Origin of the sequence: Streptomyces adustus (assembly GCF_009377175.1) — a bacterium.
Taxonomy (GTDB): Bacteria; Actinomycetota; Actinomycetes; order Streptomycetales; family Streptomycetaceae; genus Streptomyces; species Streptomyces adustus.
Genome location: NZ_VJZD01000004.1, coordinates 75,667 through 92,297 on the forward strand (window position 1 = coordinate 75,667; position 16,631 = coordinate 92,297).

The window sequence follows — 16,631 nt, forward strand, 5'->3', positions numbered from 1 at the left end:
ACGCGGGATCCGCCGACGGGTTGTTCGCGCTCGCTCATGCCCCGTGTCGGACAGCACGAGCACGGTCTCGGCCGGAGCGGTCAGGCGGCCGTACCGGTATGCGCAGCGACCAGAAGCCTTGCCGCGGCCTTGGCTTCGGCCACGACGCCGCCGTCCTGCAGCAGTCGCCCTGATGTCAGAGCGCCGTCGATCAGGAGCCCGAGGTGCCGGGCGAGTGCCGCGGCGTCCGCCGCCCCTGCCCGTCGGCAGAGTTCCGTCAGCCATGTCTGCCGCCGCAACGCGTGCTCCACGGTCACGGCGTGCGCCTCCGAGTCGGCTTCGGCCTCCACCGCTGCGCTCACGAACGGGCAGCCGAAGAAGCCGTGGCGGTCAAAGGCGTCCGACAGGGCGTCGAACATGCCCACCAGTTGCTCGCGAGGATCGTCGCCCGCCTGCTCGGCGGCTGCCGACAACTGCGCCCTCCAGGAGGTGTCCGTCCTGCGGAGGTATTCCGCCACGAGCTGTTCCTTCGTGCGGAAATGCGCGTAGAGGGTGGACTTCGCGACCCCGGACCTCTCGATGACCTGGTCGATCCCGACCCCACGCAGGCCGTGGGTGTAGAACAAGTCCGCCGCCGCGGTGAGAATCCTGTCCTCGGACTTCGTTCTGCGGAACTTCGTAGCCATGGCCGGCCCTCCCTAATCGGACAGACTAGTACGTCTTTTCCCTGGGAGGCAATCAGGATGCCGGTCGGGTGATCCGTGCGGTGCGGCGCCGAACCCTACCCGTCGCGGACGGCGGGGTCCGCGACCCCAGGCCCGCGCCGAACGGCTCACAGCAGTCTCCAATGCTCTGCCGGCGGGAGGTTCAGCCTTCGAGGCCGATACGGACGGCCAGCCCGGCGAGCATCACGCCGGTCACGCTGTCGATGTACCGGCGCGCACGGCGGTATGCCGCCGCGATCTTCGGGAGGGAGAAGACTCGGGCGACCACGACGGAGAACCAGACACCCGCAATGAAGACGAGGGCGAGACCTGCGCCTGTGCGCTGCCCCCAGCCGAGGTGGGCGGGCAGTATCGCCGCGAAGACACTCGTGAAGAAGACCGCAACCTTGGGGTTGCCCAGGTTGGTCAGGGCCCCGATGCGCCAGGCTGCCACCCGTGAACGGGACTCGGCCTTGACCACGGCGACCTGCGCGGATTCCCCCGGCTGCCTGATCGAGCGCAGCATCTGGAAACTCAGGTAGAGCAGGTAGAGAGCACCGGCGATGCGGATGGTGTCGTAGACGACCTGCACCCGCGTCAGGAGCACGGTGACGCCTGCGAGGCTGGAGAAGATCCATAGGGCGTTCGCAGTCGTCACGCCCAGGCCCACCCACATGGCGTCCCGCCGCGACCTGGCCATCGCCGAGTGCGTGACCGCCAGAAAGTCAGGTCCCGGGCTGGCGAGCGCTAGGAGCCATACAGCCAGAAGAGCAATCATCGATGACACAGGCATGCCTGCCTGAGCACCTGGGTGCCGGGCGTTGTTCCCGGCGTCGGCGACGTGATGTGGCAGAAGGGCGGCCCTGCTCACACGGGGCCGCGGCGGTGACCCGGCCGAAGGGGCCCACCGCCGCGGAAGGCCCCTTCTCATGTGCTCGTTGACGCGCCTGCTCGTCCCCGTTCAGGCAGTCGGTGGCGGGCCGAGGATCTCGATGCCGAACGAGGCCGCTGCCTTGGCCAGCTCGGCGGGATCCAGCGGAGGAAGGTCGCTGGGCATGACGAGGTACGGGGGCGCGGCAGGGGAGCCGGCCTGAAGGGTGAAGGTGTCGAAACCGCCGGGAGTGTGCAGGGTGAGGAAGCGTGCGGTCGGACTCGTCACGACGAAGGCGTGAGGCAGGGCCTTCGGCAGGACGACAATGCTGCCCGGGCCCGCGCTGCGCTTCTCTCCACCGACCTCCACCCGCAGCTCGCCGTCCAGGACGAGGAAGGTCTCGTCGTCATCGTCATGCCGGTGCAGGGGGCTGCTGTAGCCGCGCTCGCCGCGATGCTCCAGGACCGCGAGGGCACCGCCCGTGCTTTCGGAGGACACGCGCTGCGTGACCAGAGCTCCCAGGAACCACACGGCCTTCTGCTCCTCAGGGGCCAGTACGGTCGGCGAAATGAATTCGGCCGGCGTGGAGAACGCTGTCATGAAGAACCTCCATAGGGGAATACCAAGGATGGGGGTGGGTCTCAACGGGCTATTCCCTGTTGCGCTAGCAGTGCTGTATCGTGCGGCCCCGGTCCGGTTCGTAGAATACGGTGGAAGATTTAACGGGAAACCATTCTTGGACTCTCGCGCAAGAAGAGAGGATCCCGAATAAATGGAGAGCGGCCTGCCCGAAGTCCGAGCTGCCGCGGTTCAAGTCCGTGAGCGAATCCGTTGTGCCGCTCTGAGCTGCTCGAACAGCTGCTCTGCCGCACGAGGACGCGCATCGGCGAACGGAGTGCTGTGGAGGTGGCGGAGGTCACACAGGACGAGAGCGGTCGGCGTCCTCGGGAGTTCTGTCTCGCAGAGAGCATTCCGCAGGAGCAGGTACTAGCTAGTACAGTGCGAAGGCGTAGGGTATGTCGTTTCGGCATTCTCTGATGTGTCACAGAAAATTATCCGGGGCCTCTCCTGGCCTCCTGCCGGTCAGGGCGGGCCGGATCCCGTGTCTTTGCCGTCCTCTCTGTCTGCTTCTTTTCTCGGGTTCTGCAGTTCCATCCATACGGTCTTCCCGCGGCCATGAGGCGAACTGCCCCATGTCGTGGCCAGACTGTCGACGATCTGCAGCCCGCGACCGTGCTCGGCCTGGCTCTGCTCGGCCTCGTCGGTGACCGACATGGCCGACGGCAAGGGGGGGTGGGCGTCGGAGTCCCGTACCTCCAGCCGGATGTGGTCCTCGTACTCACGCATACGGATGTCGACGGCGCTGTCTGCGTGGGTGAGGGCGTTGGTCACCGCTTCCGAGGCGATCACTTCCAGTGTGTCCGTGAGTTCCGCGGCGTCCCACCGCCGCAGGCATCCGCGGACGAAGCGACGTGCCGCTGCCACGCCCGCGAGGTCATGCCGCGGTATCTCGAAACGCTCGATGCGCCGGCTGGCCCCCGCGACGCCGCCCTCGAAGCGGGCCAGCAGCAGACTCAGGTCGTCGTGGCCATCGGCAGCGGCTTCCGTCAACTGGTCCGCGAGTTCCTCCAGGTCCCCGTCCGCCTCCGTCAGAAGTTTGAGGACGGACGGCGACAACTCTCCGGTCTTCGCTGCGTACATGCCGTCGGTGTAGAGCATCAGCGTGGATCCGGGCGGGACGATGGTGGACGTGTTCGTCACCGCGCTCTCGCCGACGCCCAGCGGTACGCCGACCACGGTGTCCAGGTGGTGGAGCTGTCCGTCCGGACGGCGCAGCAGGGGAGCGGGGTGACCTGCGCGGGCGACTTCGACCACCCCGTCCGAGAGACTGAGAAAGGCGATGCAGCAGGTGGCGATGAGCTCGGTGTCCAGTTCGGACAACAGTCGCCCGGTCCGGTTGAGGACTGCCGCAGGATCATGGCCCTCTCTGGCGTAGGCCATCACTGCGCTGCGCAGCTGGCCCATGACGATGGCGCTGTCCGTGCTGTGGCCCTCCACATCGCCGACGATCAGCGCGACACGCCCATCCGGAAGCTGCAGCACGTCGTACCAGTCGCCGCCCAGACCGGCTTCTCCTCGCGCGGGGACATAGCGCGCAGTGGTGATCACTCCCGGCAGCGCGGTCAGTGAACGTGGCAGCAGTGTCCGCTGAAGGCTCTCGGCCAGAGTGTGCTCGTAGGCCGAGAGCCTCGCCCGCTCCACCGCCGAGGCGAGCAGGTCCGCGAGCATCATCAGCGCGGCCCGTTCCTCGGTGGTGAGGACCCGTTCGTCGTCGAAGGTGAGACAGCACACCCCCACGTGACGGCTGCCCACCCCGAGAGGCAGGAAGGCCCAGCTGCGTACCGTGTCGTCGGCCTCGTAGACGTCGGGATAGTGGCTCTGGAGCCCGGAGGGACTGTCGAAGAAATAAGGGAAGTGCGCCAGAACCGCGTCGGCCCAAGGACTGCCCGGCGTGAGGTTCGTGGCATGCATCCCCCTGATCAGGGCCGCGCTCACGCCGCTGCTGCCCACGATCCACAGCCGGTCGTCCTTGACGTGTCCCATCATGATCCCGCTCGCGCCGAACGGGACCATCATGTGGGCCCGTGCCGCAGGAAGGATTTCGTCGAGGCTCGTGAGCTGCGTCAGCCGGGTGCTCAGATGGTGCACGTGGTACATGAGCGACAGGCCCGCGGATTCCGGCGCGCCCGGCGCGCCCCACCTGGAAACGTCATGGCCGCCCTGGTCGCCCGGGCTCGGCACCAGAATCGCGCTCGGACCGGGCGCCACGGTCACCCCCCGCGCCGACAGCACGGCAAGTTCCGCCGAGAGACGGCTTGCGACGCCCGACAGCACGTCCCGCTCGTCGGCGTCGAACGCCCAGGCAGGGCCCTGCATCAGTGGACGCACCAGAGTCAAAGCGCCGAACCGTGTGCCGTCCTCGGCCACCAGCGGCACAGAGGCCGCGGAGTAAGGAAAGGGAATCAAGCGGAACGCCTCTTCGGAGCCCGGCCGTGGAGCGGGTGCGCTGGCGACCGTGAAAGCGCCCGTCCGCCACGCCCTCGCGGATGCGTGGTCGGCGTCGACGGATATGACGTCGGGCATGCCGAAGAGGAAGGGAACCGAGCCCTGGATCACTGCCGCCCGCAACCGTGACCGGTCCGCATCGATCAGAAAGAGGATGCCGGCGGGGGCCTCACGGGTGGCCAACGCTTCGGCCAAGGACGACACCAGCACCTTGCGGAGCTCAATGGCGTCGGCTGTGTCCGGCCGGGCTTCCTGCTTCTTCGGAAGGTTTTCCATGACGCCTTCCGCCCTGTCGACACGCCCACGCGGCTGCGACCGCCAGCGAGCCGCTTGCGCTGGGCGGGCGCTCATGCCATCGACACTACCTCCGGCCACCCTGCCCCGCCGTGCGGAAGCGGAGTGGCCTCTGAGGACGGATCCGGAGACTCACCGAATGCCGGACGCCCACTCACGGCTGGCTCAGACCGGTCGGGCGCCGCCGTCCACGTGCACCACGGTGCCGGTCACGAACGGGTTGGTGATGGTGAACGGCACGGCCTGCACCAGGTCGTCGACGGCGCCCACGCGCCGTGTCAGGTTGCTCTCGGCCACGTCACGGAGAAATGCCTGCTCGTTGTCGAGCTTGTCCCAGGCACCGCTGTCGACGATGCCCGGGGAGATCGCGTTGACCCGCACCGGGGCGATCTCCACGGCGAGGGCCTGCACCAGATGGGCCAGCGCTCCGTTGGCCGTGGCCATCACCGTGCGCCCAGGAGCGGGACGCCATCCGACGAAGCCCGAGAAGAAGGTGAACGAACCGCCGTCCCGTACCTGATCCGCGATGTGCTTGGCCAGCAGCAGCGGACCGATCACCTTGGCCGCGAAAGCGCGCTGGACGGCGCCGAGCTCCAGTTCGGCCAGCGGACCGTTGGCGGGTACGGCGGCAGTGGAGACCAGATGATCGAAAGCACCGGCCCGTTCGGCGAGAGCCGCGATCGACTCCTCGTCGGTGATGTCCAGCGGAACGACCTCCGCGGGGCCGGTCAGGCTTTCCGCGGTGCGTTCGACCTTCTGCGGGTCGGGGCCCGCAGAAGGAGCTCGGCGCCGGCGGAGGACGCTGTCCGGGCCAGTTGCCGACCGGTGTGCGAACCGGCCCCGATGACGACCAGACGCTGGCCATCGAATGCTCGGGCCGCGGACGCGACAGACATGAGAAACCCTCCGAAAGAATGTCAGACGGCAGGCCGACGCCTGATTGTGTGCGGCCGCACCTCAGCGTCCACGCTGAATCATCATGACATCTGCATTTACTTGATGCCGTCAGATCCATATATGCCTCCCGGGTGTTCTGTTTCAGGCCTTCGGGAGGCGGCACGCCTACGAGGCTTGAATCGGGATGAACGAACTCGGACGATGGCGCACACATCGTGGAGCCCCGCGCATTGTTCGGAGAGTTTTTCCCGATCAGAATACGAACGGTACGGTTGAGGGGTGTGATTTCCAGGAGGGACTTACGCGGCCGTAAGGATCCGGCCTCGCATCGGCGTGCCCACGCATCCTCCCCCGGATCGCCTGGAGCCGCTACTGGCATATCCTGTCCGACTGTCACTGTTCACTTCGTCCGAAGTCTCACCGTCGAGGCTCCGCCTCAAGCTGACAAGGGAGCCGATGGATCCCCTCAACGATGTTCTCGCTCTTCTGGACATGCGCAGCGCCAATTTCGCGCGCCTGGAAGGGGTAGGTGCGTGGGCGATCTCCTTTGCCGGATATCAGCACATCAAGCTGGGTGCCGTTCTTGAGGGCGAGTGCTGGGTGGAGACCGAAGGTGCTGCACCCGTCCGGGCCGTGGCGGGCGACTGCTATCTGCTGGGCAATGGCCGTCCGTACCGGCTTTCCAGTGATCCAAGGGTCCCCGCCCAGCCCAGCAGTGAGATCTTCACGGGCTTCGTCGAAGGCGGCACCGTCCGTGTCGGACCCTCAGACGGGCCTGTGGACTCGGTCGTTGTCGGCTGCGGGTTCCACCTCGACACCGCGAACGCCGCAGTCCTCCTCGATGTGCTGCCCCCACTGGTGCACGTTCCCGCGGGCTCGGACGAGGCCGGCGCCATCCGCACCGCGCTGAACATGCTGCGCCAGGAGACTGCCACCCCTGAGATCGGCAGTGGCCTGATCGTCGAGCGGCTGGCACACATCGTTCTGGTCCAGGTGCTGCGCAGCTACGTCGCTGCCCAGGGTTCCACCGGACATGCCTGGTTGACCGCCCTGGCCGATCCCGCCATCGGCACCGCGCTCTCCCTCATGCACCAGTTCCCCGCCCACGTGTGGACGGTGGCCGAACTGGCCGCCAAATCCGGTATGTCCCGGTCGCACTTCGCGGCTCGTTTCAACGAGCTCGTCGGCACCCCGCCCCTCGAATACCTCGCCACCTGGAGGATCCGCTCGGCCGCACGAGAGCTGCGCACGGGAAACCGGACGATCTCCTCCATCGCCACGCAGTACGGCTACGGCTCGGAGAGCGCCTTCAGCCACGCCTTCAAGCGGGTCATCGGGCTCGCCCCGGGCCGCTACCGCAGGCAGTCGCGGTCTGCCGTGACTTCCGATCGGTGACGTCACGACGGGTCGGCACGGATCGCCCGCTCGTGCCACGACGGACGGCGTCGGACTCGTAGCGCCCGGCCCGGCAGGGCTGTCACCGGGCCCGTTGTGCCGGCGGGGGACGCGGTCAGCGGCGATGCCCGTGGCGGGCCAGGATCTGGATTCCTTCTGCCTCGTGTCCGTTCATGGTGGCGACGGCGATGCGGCGCGCGCCGGTGATCTCGAAGTCCGCGAGCAGGGAGGTGAACCAGTCGATCGGGTGGTGGCGGCAGACTGCGCCGTCGCCGGTCTCGAAGACTCCGTAGGTGCCATAACGTTCCGCGAATCTGGCGTAGCGGTCACGGTTGCGCTCGTCGTTCTGGAGCAACAGGTCGCTGAGGTAGAGGATTCCGCCCGGTCTGAGAACGCGGCTCAGCTCGCTGGCCAGCCGCCGCTGTGCGTCGTCGCCGGGTATGCAGGTCAGCACCGCGAAGAGGATGACCATGTCGATGCTCGCGTCCGGGTGGGCCAGTGTCGGCGGTGAGTCCAGCACGGTGAAGCGCATCGTGGGATGCAGGGCGCGTGCCCGGGAGATCATTCCCGGTGAGGTGTCGACGCCGCAGACACTGGTGAAGCCCTGCTGTCGCAGGGCGTGCATGGTCCGGCCGTATCCGCAGCCGTAGTCCAGGACTGCGGCCTGCCGGTCGACGTCGTCCAGCCACGGCAAGTGCAGTGGATGCGTGAACGTCTTGGTGGTAGCAGCGGCGTCCCAGTAGGCGGGCTGGCTGTCGAGGTGGGGCATGGCGGACATCTCCAGCGCGTTCGGGAACAGCGGTCGCGCCACCAGGATCTCGGATCCCGTGGCAGACCCGTCGCGTCTGAGTCGACTTCGGACAGGGTGGCGCCCGGTCCTCACCGAACCGGTTTGTGAGTGCCCGGAGTTCGGCGGGCCTGATGGACGGCTCGCTGCGCGCAGCGAGTCCGACCGTCTCGATGGGAACCCCTGGCTGTCGGTGGTGCGAAGGCCCGTTCCCGGCACTGAACGGGACAACTAGTGTCGTTGAGACAGGAAACAACTCTGTCAAACTAACGTGTCAATACGGCGATTGATCATGGACGTTAGTAAGGTGTCCTCATGAGTTCTCCAGCTACTTCCGGCGACCGCGAGAAGGTCGTCTCCAAGCTGCCGGGATGGCTCCGGCAGAACCTGAAAATCAGGGCAGCCCAGCACGGTATCGAGATCCAGGCAGCCGTCGAGCAGGGCATCACCGCCTGGTGCAGGCTGGCTTCGGCAACGGCCGACGTCGACACGGCCGGCGCCGACTCCTTCTCCACCTTCCTTCCTCCCGGCCAGTGGGAGGAGTTCCGCCGCACCGCGAGCGACCGGCGCGCCTCCCTCATCCAGGGACTGGCCCAGTCCGTACAGCTCTGGCTGGACACCAACCCGGCACCGGACATCGAACGCCCCACCGTCACGCGGCGCATCATCGTCTGCAACCAGAAGGGCGGCGTGGGCAAGACCGCGATCACTGCCGGCGTGGGCGAGGCACTCGCCGAAGACCCCAACAGGCTCCACGCCGTGCGTGTCGCCAAGGCACTGACGAAGGCCCTGCGCGCCAGCGAAACCCATGCCGGCGACGACGAACCGAACGAGCAGAACGACCCCCTGGACATCGAGAACCTGCCCGGCCTCGGCCTGCGTGTCCTCCTTGTCGATTTCGACCCCCAGTGCCACCTCACCAACCAACTGGGCGCCTCCCCGCTGGCGATGAACGGTGACAGCCTCACCAACCACATGGCAGGCGACCCGAAGGGCGACCTGCGCGACCTCATCGTGTCCGTCGACGACGACACCTTCGACGGCCGCCTGCACCTCCTGCCCGCCTGCAACGACGCCTTCCTCCTCGACGTCCGCCTGTCCGCCGTGCGAGCCCGCGAAGCCGCTCTCGAACGAGCCCTGACCCCCCTCGAAGCGGACTACGACGTCATCCTGGTCGACTGCCCGCCCAGCCTCGGTCTCAGCATGGACGCAGCCGCCTACTACGGCCGCCGCCGTGACGGGGAGAAGCCCGGCCAGTCCGGCGCCCTGGTCGTCGTGCAGGCCGAGGACAGCTCCGCCGACGCCTACGAACTGCTCACCACGCAGATCGAAGACCTGCGCAACGACCTGCAGGTCGACATCGACTACCTCGGCATCGTCGTCAACCTCTACGACTCGCGCCGCGGGTTCATCGCCACCTCCTCACTACAGGGGTGGGTCGACATAAAGGATCCGCGAGTCGTCGGCCTCATCGGCGACCTCAAGGAACAGAAGGAAGCCGTCCGGATGAAGGAGCCGCTGCTGTCCTACGCCCCCAAATCGCAGCAGGCGATCGGCATGCGCGCGCTCGCACGGGAGATCGCATGAGCAAGGCCCATCAACTGGGTGCCGGCCGTTTCGGCGGGGGAGCGCGCCCCGTCAGCGCCCGCCGTCAGGCCGTAGCCGCGGCCACCGGGGTCCCTACCGACGGTGTCGCCCCGCCCGGCGAACTGTCCCCGGACAGCGTCAGTCTCAACCCGGACAATCCCCGCTCAAGCCTGGGCGACCTCACCGATCTGGCGGGCAGCCTGAAAACGCACGGCCAGAAAGTGGCGATCACGGTCATGAACCGCGACGCGTACATCAAGGCCAACCCGGACCGCGAAGCGGATCTCGAGCCCGACACCACCCACGTCGTCATCGACGGCAGCAGCCGGCTTGCCGCGTCGCGCGAAGCCGGGCTCCCCACGATCAAGATCATGGTCAGCGACGACCAGGGCACCACGTCCGAGGAACTCCTCGAGTCCGCCCTTGTCGCCAACATCCATCGCCAGGACCTCGAGGAGCTCGACGAAGCCCGCGCCCTGCAACGTCTCCTCGCCCTCTACGGCAGTCAGACGGCTCTCGCCAAGAGGCTCCACCGTTCCCAGGGCTGGGTGTCGCAACGCCTGGCTCTGCTCAACCTCACCCCGGAACTTCAGGCCCGGATCGGTGAGGACCCCATCGATCTGCTGCGCGCCGTGGGCAACAAGCCGGCGGAACAGCAAGAGTCGGTTCTGGAACAGCTCAAGGCCGAGCGTGCCAGGAAGGGAGAGAAGAAGCAGCAGCGCACGAGCGAACAGGATCAGCCGGGCCTGCCCACGCCCGCACCCACTCCGGTCGGTTCGCCTCAGCCGGCGGCCGACAGTCAAGGCAGCACGGCCGAGGGCGGGATCACGCCCGGTCTCCCAGCCGTCGAGACCGCAGCGGTGGCAGATCACGACGAGGGCGGCTTCGAACAGGCCGTGCCGGAACCGCGGGCCGCGAGCGAGGCACCCGCTCCGCAGGGAGTGACCAGGCCGGCACCCAAACTGCCCTATGACGATCCGACCTTCATCGCCATGCATCTCCAGGTGAAGATGACCGAACCGGATTTCTTCACGCTGTTTCGTCTGATCAGTGACATGGCCTTCGACCGCAACCCGGCGGAGTTCAACAAGATCGTGCAACGGCAGACCGATTCGGAAGCCCCGGCAAGCTGAGCCGCCCGCTTCATCGTCCAGGCGAGTCGCACTCGCACTCAGCCCCGTGCGACCGCAGGCCGCAGGTCACCAACCTTGGGCCCGCGACCTTGTCCGGCTGCCTTCCGCCGACGAACAGCCCTGGGCGAGGCAGCTGGAGACTGCGTGTTTCACCGTCGAGCCCGGTTACCGCTTCTGACGTACGGCGGGTTCGGTGTCACCACGGCACCGGACCCGCTGGACACGGTGGATTGCGACAGATGCGACGGACTCACACCGGGGACACACCGGCAAGGGGCTGTCGGCGCCGTTCTCGAACTCCACCGTGGTGAACACCGAGGTGGTGGTTCCGATGTTCTCCAGATCGTGCAGGAGATACTGCCCACTGCCGAACGTGTAGTGGCGGGCTGCGTGAGCCGTCCGTCCTCAACGTCCGCCGGACATGCGGCCATCACTCCGTCGGGGCGGGGTTGGCAGGTGAGAATTCCGGCTCGGCCCAGCGCAGCGGCACGGCGCCGGACGTCTCCACGGCGTGTTCGACGCTGAAGCGGACCGTGCGTGTGCCGTCGGCGGCGGACTCTGTCCGGGCACGGCCGGTGAGCTGCAGGATCGTGCCGTCCGCCCAGTCGAGGAACAGCAGTCCTGCCCGGGGATCGAGGGCCAGGTTGCCGAGGCTGAGGAACATGGCGTTGCCCGGGTAGTCGGGCCAGCTCAGTTCAGTGGGTGACATGACCTGCACGAAACCCGGGTTGCCGCCACGATGGCTGGCTTCGACACCCGAAGGGCCTGCGGTGGCGAGGAAGAAGGTGTCCGCTCCGGCGACGAACGCTGCCTGCCTGCCGCTGAGTTCGTGGCCATGACGGGACGGACCGGGCCGGCGGTGCGGATCCCACCAGTACTCCGCCCGGCGCTGGATGTACTTGGGGCAGTTGGCGAACACCCGCTCCGCTGTGACCGAGAAGCCCCCGCGGGTGGGGCCCGACCTGCCGTTGAGGCGCATCCGGCGGCGGGTGCGGGGATCGAGGGCGATCGTGGCGACCGGCACGTCCGGCCGGGCCAGGGCGCCCGCGAGCGGGTCACCGGGGGCGGGCCCGCCGGTGACGGAGATCTGCCGGGGGCCGGTGGCGCGGACGAACCCCGGCTCCCCGCTCAGCGGTGACGCCCATATCCGGCCGGTCGCGGGATCGGCGGCGCCGATCACCAGGAGCGGCTGGAGTTCCAGAAAGGCCGCGGCCACCGGTTTGATGCCGTCGCCGACGGCCCGGCCCACATGGTCTGCGGCCTCGCGCAACCCGGCCTGCTCCTGCAGGGCCCGTGAACCGGCGTGGTAGACACTCATGATCAAGGACTTTCTTCCCGGTGGGGCGGGTGGCGGATGGCGGTGCCTTCTCGTCGGCCCGGGCAGGGTCCGCCGCGGCCGTGGGGCGATTCCTGGCCGCAGCGCGATTCCTAGAAGAAACCGCAGGTCGGCGCGGACTCGTGAGGAGCAGGCGCGCCCTTGACGCCGTGACCGACGAAGATCTCCAGGCGCGTGCCGTCCGGGTCGTGGAAGAACAGGCCGCCCGAGTCTGCGCCCTCACTGTGGGCCACCACGCCTTCGTGGGCGAAGGTGACGCCGTGCGCGCGCAGGGCCGACTCGTACTCCCGGACCCGCTCGACGGAGTCGGAGCTGAACGCAAGGTGGTGCAGTCCGGCAGCCGCTTCTTCGTACGACTGCCCGGCCTGCTGCCAGAGGGTGAGGACCGGGCGGTCGCTGTCACCGTCCCCGAGGAAGGCGTACCGCCGTTCGTCCTGCATGCCCTGGGCGAGGAGCGCGAAGCCGAGGACGTCCCGGTAGAAGGCGAGCGAACGGTCGAGGTCGGTGACGTTCAGACCGACATGGCCGGTGCGCAGGGTCGTGGTCGGCATGATTGCTCCTTCGAGGGTGTCTAACTTCCTTAATCGACTTTAAAGGTTAGATTTGATCGAGTCAACCTGTCACGTAAGCTTCAGTGGTTAGCAGTGAAGGAGCCGCACATGTCTGCCGACCCCCGCCCCCTCACCGGCGAGCCGCTCGCCCTCGACCTGCTCAATACACGCTGGATGCAGGACGGGGCGGAGCAGGATCTGCTCACCGGGACCGGCGGCCTCGCCGTCTGGCTGGCCGAGACCGGGCTGGACCGGCGGTTCACGGCCGACGCGCCGACCCTGCGGCACACCCTTGAGGCCCGCGACGCCCTGGCAGCGGCTGTGGACGGGCCGCCAGGCGCGGGCGTGGCACCGGTCGACGCCGTACTCGCGCACGGCCGCATCCGCGCCACCCTGACCGCCGAGGGTCCCGGCGAGCGGCCGGAGTTCGACGATTCCTCCTGGGGTCCCGCCTGGCTTGCCGCCCGTGACTACCTGGGCCTGCTCGCCGCGGCTCCCGACCGGATCCGGGGCTGCGCACACGAGTCGTGCGTCCTGCACTTCTTCGACACCTCGCGCAACGGCACCCGCCGCTGGTGCTCGATGGCGTCCTGCGGCAACCGGGCCAAGGCGTCCCGCCATTACGCCCGTTCGAAGGAGAACTGAGCACTTCGCTCGCGCGGCCCGTGCCACGCTCCTCCTGAGCAGATCGCATGAGCCGACGCCCTCCGCTGCCGCCTTTCACACGGGAGACAGCCCTGGAGAAGGTCCGCATGGCCGAGGACGGGTGGAACACCCGGGATCCGGAGAAGGTGTCCCTGGCGCACACCGAGGACTCCCGCCGGCGAGACCGAGCCGAATTCGTCATGGAAGCGTGAGCGCGGCGATCACGACGTGCGGAGGCCTTCCAGGAGGCCGGCACCGAGAATCACCACGAAGTCCACGTCACGCCGGACGGGCAGCCTTCCGCGCAGGCACGCGCAGCCGAGGAGGCGGAGAGACAGGAATTGGCCGCGCTCCGTCCATTCCTGTCCTGCTGTCCGACGTCCATGGGGTCGGCTCTGCTCTGTACTTGCCGGGTGCCGGCCCGGGAATCGCGGCTGCCCGGCGGAGTGGTTGCCGCCACGGTCGTGACAACTTTCGTATTTCGCCCACTCTCCCTCGCCGGGCGTCGCCCGCGAAGGCGCCCGCCAATAGCACCCCGCTCATTTGGTCATGGCCTGTCGCAGGGCTGTCGGTTCCCCGCTCGGGGACACATGGCATTCAGGCCCGCCGGAACCGCCCCCGCACTCGTTGCGGCCGGGGCGGCCGGTTCGGGCGCAGTGCGCCGGTCGGCGGGCCCCGCCGAATCCTCCGGCACATCCGGCGGGTCAAGCCGAGGGGAGACGGTCCGCGGGCAGTGCCTGCCGCAGTACGTCGAGCGCCATCCGTCTGGCCCGTGCGACAGGTTCGGCCGAGCGGACACTCTTGCATCCGGCGAGGCCACCGTCGTACAAAAGTTCGAGCTTTGCGGAGGTTGTCTCGGGATCGGCGGCTCCCGCGGCGGCCAGTTCGTCGCGCCAGATGCCCGTGAGCCAGGTCCGGTGCCGCTCGACGGCCGCGCGCGCCGGGTGCCGGGTCTCGGGGAACTCGGTGAGGGCTTTGAGGAAGAGACAGCCGCGGAAACCGCGGCGCCGCGCGTCCTTCGCCGACAGGTCGAAGGGCGCCAGGATGCGCTCCACGGGGTCGGTCAGCCGGGCCGTGGCGCGAGCATGGCCGGCGCGAACGGTCTCGTGCTGCCGGTCCAGATATGCGGCGACGAGAGCGTCCTTCGACCCGAAATTCTGATACAGGCTCGCCCTAGCGACATCCGCCTCGGTCAGGATCCGCTCGATCCCGACCGCGCGAATCCCTTCCTTGGCGAAGAGGACGGATGCGGTGTCCAGGAGACGCTGGGCCGGTGAAGTGGTGCTCTTGGAGGACCAAGCGCGCGGGCATCGCTCCGCGGATCTCTCCGGCGGTCCGGCGGGCGTCATCCGTTCGACTGGAGCCACTGATGGGAGCAACGACATGAGCGACAGGGCCGAGGAATACGACCTTCTGGTCGTCGGTGGAGGCAAGGCGGGCAAGACCCTCGCCATGGACTGGGCGAAGGCCGGCAAACGCGTCGCCATGGTCGAACGGGGCATGATCGGCGGCACCTGCATCAACGTCGCCTGCATCCCCACGAAGGCCCTCGTCACCAGTGCCCGCGCGGTGAAGACCCTGCGCCGGGCTCAGCAGCTCGGACTCGTCTCCGACGCACCGCAGGTGGATGTCGATCTGCTGCGGACGCACAAGTCGGACGTGGTCGACGGTATGTCCGCCGGCAACCAAAAGCAGTTCCTCGACTCCGGCATGGACCTGGTGCTCGGGCAGGCGCGCTTCGTCGCCGAACGCACGGTGGAAGTGATGCTCAGCGGCGGTGGCACGCGAGTCATCCGCGGCGCCGAGACAGTCATCAACACCGGTACCCAGCCGCTCGTCCCGGACATCCCCGGACTGGCCGACTCCGGAGCTCTCACCAGCGACAGCCTGCTGCAGCTGGAGCGGCTGCCGGAGCGGCTCACCGTCGTCGGCGGTGGGGTCGTGGGGCTTGAATTCGCGCACATGTTCGCGGCCTTCGGAAGTCGCGTCACCCTGATCGAATCCCACTCACGGCTCCTGCCACGTGAGGACGAGGACATCGCGAAGGCCGTCACCGACCTTCTGATCGCGGACGGCGTCGAGGTCGTCATCGGCTCCTCGGCCACCGCGGTGCGGCGCGAAGCCGATGGAGCGATCACCACTGTTCTCGCCGACGGGACCCGCATCGTCGGCGACGACGTCCTCGTCGCAGTCGGCAGAAAGCCCGTGACCTCCGAGCTGGACCTGGACAAGGCGGGCGTGAAGACCGACCGGGCGGGCTTCGTCGTCGTCGACGAGCACCTCGCCACGTCCGCGCCGCACACCTGGGCGGCGGGCGACGTGGCGGGGAGCCCTCAGTTCACGCACGTGTCACTGGACGACTACCGCATCCTCAAGGCCAACCTCGCCGGTGGCCGGCGCTCGACCCGTGACCGCCTCATCCCCTACACCATCTTCCTCACCCCGGAGCTGGCCCGGGTGGGTCTGACCGAGCGGCAGGCGCGCGCTGCCGGACACCAGGTGCGCGTGGCCAAGCTGCCGGTCGCCGCCATTCCGCGCGCCCGCACCATGCGTGAGACGGAGGGAGTCTTCAAGGCCGTCGTCGATGCCACGAACGACCGCATCCTGGGTGTCTCGCTGCTGGGACCGGAGGCAGGAGAGGTGGTCACCGTCGTGCAGAGTGCCATGCTGGCCGATCAGCCGTACACGGCGCTCCGGGACATGATCATCACGCACCCCTCCATGGGGGAGGCGCTCAACCTGCTGTTCGCCGCATTCCAGGACTGACCGGCCCCCGGTCCCTGACCCGAGCGCGACCGCGCCCGAAGGACCGAGCATCTCAACGGTGGAAGCGGGCGAGGTGCGACAGCGCGACCCAGCGATCCTGGGCCATCGGGCCATCGGGCCATCGGGGCAACGGGCCCCACGCTTCTGGCCGGTTCGACCGGCGGAGGCATGCGGCGTGGGCACTGCGGGCCGCGCCACCGATGCGGCCCGCAGCACTTCCCCGGCGGACCGGGCGGACGGGGTCAGGGAGCGATGACCAGTCGGCTGATCAGGCCGCCGTCGAGTGTGAAGGCGTAGCGCAGGTCGATCGTGCCGCCCGGGAAGTCGCCGTCGAGCCGCTGGGTGACGGTCCAGCGGTCCGGTCCGTCCTGCGCGGCTCCCAGACAGGTGGTCGCGTACGTGTACTCCGACGCCGCACGATCGAGCCACCGCTCGATGGCAGGCAGGCCGCCGTACGTCTTGCCGTCGTCGGTGACATGGGCGTCCGGTGTCATGAGCGACGCCGACGCCGAGGCGTCCCCCCTGTTGTGCACCGTGAGGTAGCGGCGGATCACCTCGGGCAGGCCGTCGTGCTCGACCGGGGTCGAGGAGGACGATTCGGACATGGCTGTCTCGCTTTC

General features: G+C 68.2%; 15 protein-coding genes and 1 pseudogene. 6 read left to right on the forward strand and 10 right to left on the reverse strand.

Annotated features, from left to right (window positions below):
• Window positions 1-80 precede the first annotated feature (80 nt).
• From FNH09_RS02200 to FNH09_RS02220, 5 genes are all read right to left on the reverse strand, one after another.
• Window positions 81-665, reverse strand: a complete 585-nt coding sequence (locus FNH09_RS02200; protein WP_152884489.1) for a TetR/AcrR family transcriptional regulator — start codon at window positions 663-665, stop codon at window positions 81-83.
• A gap of 181 nt (window positions 666-846) precedes the next feature.
• Window positions 847-1,614: a LysE family transporter gene (locus tag FNH09_RS02205; protein ID WP_152884491.1), complete on the reverse strand. Its 768-nt coding sequence runs from the start codon at window positions 1,612-1,614 to the stop codon at window positions 847-849.
• Window positions 1,615-1,644: 30 nt separating this feature from the next.
• Window positions 1,645-2,154: a cupin domain-containing protein gene (locus tag FNH09_RS02210; protein ID WP_152884493.1), complete on the reverse strand. Its 510-nt coding sequence runs from the start codon at window positions 2,152-2,154 to the stop codon at window positions 1,645-1,647.
• Between the two features lie 483 nt (window positions 2,155-2,637).
• Window positions 2,638-4,971, reverse strand: coding sequence for an ATP-binding SpoIIE family protein phosphatase (locus tag FNH09_RS02215; protein WP_152884495.1), 2,334 nt, complete (start codon window positions 4,969-4,971; stop codon window positions 2,638-2,640).
• Between the two features lie 108 nt (window positions 4,972-5,079).
• Entirely contained in the window at window positions 5,080-5,835 is a 756-nt protein-coding gene (locus tag FNH09_RS02220) for an SDR family oxidoreductase (protein ID WP_338017441.1), read from the reverse strand.
• Window positions 5,836-6,267: 432 nt separating this feature from the next.
• Here FNH09_RS02220 and FNH09_RS02225 point away from each other — a divergent pair, with 432 nt between their 5' ends.
• On the forward strand, window positions 6,268-7,206 hold the full coding sequence (locus FNH09_RS02225) for an AraC family transcriptional regulator (protein WP_152884498.1): 939 nt from the start codon (window positions 6,268-6,270) through the stop codon (window positions 7,204-7,206).
• Window positions 7,207-7,321: 115 nt separating this feature from the next.
• Here FNH09_RS02225 and FNH09_RS02230 read toward each other — a convergent pair whose 3' ends face one another.
• Window positions 7,322-8,017: a class I SAM-dependent methyltransferase gene (locus FNH09_RS02230; RefSeq protein WP_338017439.1), complete on the reverse strand. Its 696-nt coding sequence runs from the start codon at window positions 8,015-8,017 to the stop codon at window positions 7,322-7,324.
• A 291-nt stretch (window positions 8,018-8,308) separates the two neighbouring features.
• Here FNH09_RS02230 and FNH09_RS02235 point away from each other — a divergent pair, with 291 nt between their 5' ends.
• Window positions 8,309-9,580, forward strand: a complete 1,272-nt coding sequence (locus FNH09_RS02235; protein WP_152884500.1) for a ParA family protein — start codon at window positions 8,309-8,311, stop codon at window positions 9,578-9,580.
• Entirely contained in the window at window positions 9,577-10,713 is a 1,137-nt protein-coding gene (locus FNH09_RS02240; RefSeq protein ID WP_152884503.1) for a ParB/RepB/Spo0J family partition protein, read from the forward strand. The genes FNH09_RS02235 and FNH09_RS02240 overlap by 4 nt, the downstream gene beginning before the upstream one ends.
• A 430-nt stretch (window positions 10,714-11,143) precedes the next feature.
• On the opposite strand, the gene FNH09_RS02245 is transcribed toward FNH09_RS02240, so the two are convergent.
• Both FNH09_RS02245 and FNH09_RS02250 read right to left on the reverse strand, forming a co-directional pair.
• Window positions 11,144-12,031: a pyridoxamine 5'-phosphate oxidase family protein gene (locus tag FNH09_RS02245; RefSeq protein WP_152884506.1), complete on the reverse strand. Its 888-nt coding sequence runs from the start codon at window positions 12,029-12,031 to the stop codon at window positions 11,144-11,146.
• Between the two features lie 110 nt (window positions 12,032-12,141).
• Window positions 12,142-12,600 (reverse strand): VOC family protein, encoded by a 459-nt coding sequence (locus FNH09_RS02250; RefSeq protein ID WP_152884508.1) that lies wholly within the window; start codon window positions 12,598-12,600, stop codon window positions 12,142-12,144.
• Window positions 12,601-12,708: 108 nt separating this feature from the next.
• On the opposite strand from FNH09_RS02250, the gene FNH09_RS02255 reads away from it, so the two are divergent.
• Both FNH09_RS02255 and FNH09_RS02260 read left to right on the forward strand, forming a co-directional pair.
• The gene (locus tag FNH09_RS02255; protein WP_152884510.1) at window positions 12,709-13,245 is read left to right on the forward strand and encodes a CGNR zinc finger domain-containing protein; all 537 of its coding nucleotides are present in this window, start codon (window positions 12,709-12,711) and stop codon (window positions 13,243-13,245) included.
• Between the two features lie 47 nt (window positions 13,246-13,292).
• A pseudogene (locus FNH09_RS02260) lies at window positions 13,293-13,445 on the forward strand (DUF1348 family protein); the annotation flags it as partial.
• 504 nt (window positions 13,446-13,949) lie between these two features.
• Here the strand turns inward: FNH09_RS02260 and FNH09_RS02265 are convergent.
• Window positions 13,950-14,594, reverse strand: coding sequence for a TetR/AcrR family transcriptional regulator (locus FNH09_RS02265; RefSeq protein ID WP_152884511.1), 645 nt, complete (start codon window positions 14,592-14,594; stop codon window positions 13,950-13,952).
• A gap of 34 nt (window positions 14,595-14,628) precedes the next feature.
• On the opposite strand from FNH09_RS02265, the gene FNH09_RS02270 reads away from it, so the two are divergent.
• Window positions 14,629-16,011, forward strand: a complete 1,383-nt coding sequence (locus FNH09_RS02270; RefSeq protein ID WP_152884512.1) for a dihydrolipoyl dehydrogenase family protein — start codon at window positions 14,629-14,631, stop codon at window positions 16,009-16,011.
• A gap of 242 nt (window positions 16,012-16,253) precedes the next feature.
• On the opposite strand, the gene FNH09_RS02275 is transcribed toward FNH09_RS02270, so the two are convergent.
• Window positions 16,254-16,616 carry a nuclear transport factor 2 family protein gene (locus FNH09_RS02275; RefSeq protein ID WP_152884513.1) on the reverse strand — a complete coding sequence of 121 codons (363 nt, stop codon included), beginning with the start codon at window positions 16,614-16,616 and terminating at the stop codon, window positions 16,254-16,256.
• Between the last annotated feature and the right edge of the window lie 15 nt (window positions 16,617-16,631).